Origin of the sequence: Winogradskyella vidalii, from assembly GCF_013403955.1 — a bacterium.
Lineage (GTDB): Bacteria > Bacteroidota > Bacteroidia > Flavobacteriales > Flavobacteriaceae > Winogradskyella > Winogradskyella vidalii.
Genome location: NZ_JABFDG010000026.1, coordinates 1 through 3062, shown reverse-complemented (window position 1 = coordinate 3062; position 3062 = coordinate 1). Strand labels below are relative to the sequence as shown.

Genomic DNA, 3062 nt, shown 5'->3' with positions numbered 1-3062 from the left:
TCTGTGACATCAAAAACCAAATGGCTAATGTCTATTCCAAAATATTTAATATCTTTATTCATAAGAAATGTTTTTTTCAAAGGACAATCTACGCGAGTTTCAACGACTTAAAATCGAGGTCTTAAAGCCTCATAGAACTGTACGAAATCTGTGTAGAAAAGAGAGGGGATTTTCAATGTTGACGAGATCTGAAGTCTCTGCGTATATAATAACCTTACTCCTCTCTTTTGTGCTTTCTAATTTATAAATCTTAATTTAGTGTTTTTATTTAATTGCTAACTTAAGCCGTATATAATTTATTGCTAGTTCTAGCCTACTTACGAAAATCCTCGCGGATTTTCTATTCGGTTTTTATTTGCTAAATTAGGTGCTTAAAACACGCAACAAACCATATACAAACACGTTATGTGTGATTAAAAAACCAAACTATGAGAAAACTAATTTATATTCTGACATTATTTACTTTTGGTAATATTTACGCCCAATCCAATATAAAAGTCAACGAAAAAGCACCAAAAATAAATATCACGAATTGGATTGAGAATATTCCAAATGACAAAAATTTGAATGATAAATACATAGTTCTCGAATTTTGGGCAACTTGGTGTGGACCTTGTATAGCAGCGGTTCCACATATGAATGAAATCCAAAAGGAGTTTAATCAAAAAGACCTTTATTACATTTCAATAACAGACGAATCAGTTGCAAAAGTTGAAAGAAGCCTAAAGCGAATCGAATTTAAGTCAATCGTGGTTACGGATTTGACGAAGGAAACTCAAATTAACTTTGGAGATGGCATCAAAGGATTAGAAGAATATCCTTTAACAGTTTTAATAGATAAAAGTGGTACTATAAAATGGATAGGAGAGCCAAAAAATCTAAATTCTGCGATTATGTCAAAATTCCTTTCTAACGGGAATACAGAAAATACAGATTTCGATTTAAAGAAAAATGTAAGTTTCAAAGAACAAAAACAAACATTTGACTTTAAAGAATTGATGAGTAATAAAGAAGTTAAGTATTATTTTGAACTTCAAGAAACAGAAAGTACAGAAACATCTAAACAAGCAATCGGAACAAGCATTATAACATTGAAATCCTATAAATTGGCAGATATTTATAATGATATTTTAAATATTAAAAATGACCAATTAGAATTACCTGAGACAATAAAAGATAAACGTTTCGACCTAATTTATAAAAATACAGAAGAACCTAAAAATCTGAATTTTTTAGAAAATGACATTTTAAAAAAACTGAATTTAAAAAAGCAAACGGTCTTTAAAACTACAAAAGTAAATCTTGTTTCAATTCAAGACAAATCGCTTTTAGAAGAAACTTTGGAAAAAAGATTTTCAGCTAAATCTGACGCAGATGACAAAATAGTATTTACTGCATATACAATAAATAATACACTTGTTGAATTATCAAATGTTTCTTCTGTATCGTTTAAATTCAATGATAAAAATGAAACAAAGTATGATTTTATAATCGGCATTAAATCTAAAAATGACATTATTAGCAGTCTGAAATCTTATGGATTAACCGTAGAAGAAAAAGATGTAAAAATTGAACATATAAAATTGATTAGCGAAAAATAACCACACATAACACCGTGTATAATTAATTGCTGTTTTCTGCCTACTTGCGAAAATTCCTGCGGAATTTTCACGGGTTCGTAAAAGTTTGCTAACTTAGTTGCTGAACCACGCAACTAATCATACACAAACACGTTAGCGGTAATTAAATAAACTCATAAATACAGAATTAATTGAACAGCTTTTATTTTTATAGACTTCCTGAATTTGTTAAAATATTCAAGAAAGAACTTTGTAACAAACTTGACAAAAAAGGAATATTAAATGTCAAAGATTACATAGAAGTATTTTTCAGTTTTTTTCACCAAAATAATGCTTACAAACACTTTGAAATCTTTGATATTATAGAAAAGGATAAAATGTATTTAGGAATTTATCAACATTTTGAAAATCGTATTTATATGGAACGTGACATTCATATTGAAAATGTTGATGAAGAATATCAGATTCAATTTGAACTGATTTTAGACGTTCCTACACCTGAAAAAAGAATTAGTAAAACTTTCGAAGTTGAACGAGATTATTTAGGGGATTTCTCAAACAGAGAAGATGGATACTTTTATTTTGAAGACTTTTACGAAAAAGTGATATCAACAGATGAAATTTTAGGTTTTGTTGACCTGTTTCCGAAAAGTTTGCGAATAAATATAAATTCCGATTTTTAAAAACTACCGCTAACAAAGTACTGTGGTAAAAAACAAGTAAAAATGCACTAATTTTTCATTAAAGTACTTCTATATGTATCATCATATATTAAACCTGATTTTGCTATAGCAAAAGCCTGTTTTAATAGTTTATTACACACCGCTATCAATGCCAATTTTTTACTCTTTCCTTTTGCTACTATTCTCTCATAAATATCACGACATGCTTTATTGTATTTACAAGCATTAAAGCTGCACATAAATAACAGATTACGTAGTTTCTGATTTCCTATTTTACTGATACGAGGCCGTCCATTTACACTACTCCCACTCTTTCTAACTACAGGGGTTAATCCAGCATAACTACACAATTCGCTACCACTTTTAAAACGATCAAATCCATCGGTTAAAACCAATAGCATTACTGCGGTTTTATTTCCTATACCTGGAATAGTTTTTATTCGAGTTAGTAAATCTTGATACTCTTGTTTTACTATTATTAATAGTTTTTCTTCTAAGGTTTTTAATTCTTTATCAACCTGCTTTAAACTACGCTTTAATGAAGCCACTACGACTTTACTTGGGTTACCTAAAACAGCTTCTCCATGTAGCTTATTTTTAAGCATAGTGCTTTGTTTTGTATACAATGAAAGGAGTCTGGTCATTTGTAAGCACTCTGTTTGAACTTTGGAATTGCCTTCCCAAAGTTTTAATTCCACCTGTTTGGCATACTCACAAATCAATTTAGAATCACTTTTGTCTGTCTTGATTTTAGACAACTTCATTTGGATAAAACGTTTTACTGATAATGGATTTTCAA

3 protein-coding genes are annotated in these 3062 nt (G+C 29.4%); 2 read left to right on the top strand and 1 reads right to left on the bottom strand.

Features of this window, described 5'->3' with window-relative positions; all coding sequences use genetic code 11:
• Nucleotides 1-428 precede the first annotated feature (428 nt).
• Nucleotides 429-1601, top strand: coding sequence for a TlpA family protein disulfide reductase (locus tag HM982_RS18245; RefSeq protein WP_179354754.1), 1173 nt, complete (start codon nt 429-431; stop codon nt 1599-1601).
• A gap of 170 nt (nt 1602-1771) precedes the next feature.
• Nucleotides 1772-2263, top strand: coding sequence for a hypothetical protein (locus tag HM982_RS18240; protein ID WP_179354753.1), 492 nt, complete (start codon nt 1772-1774; stop codon nt 2261-2263).
• Between the two features lie 47 nt (nt 2264-2310).
• Here HM982_RS18240 and HM982_RS18235 read toward each other — a convergent pair.
• Nucleotides 2311-3062, bottom strand: a 752-nt coding sequence (locus HM982_RS18235) for an IS110 family RNA-guided transposase (protein WP_179354069.1), incomplete at its 5' end; no start/stop codon positions are given.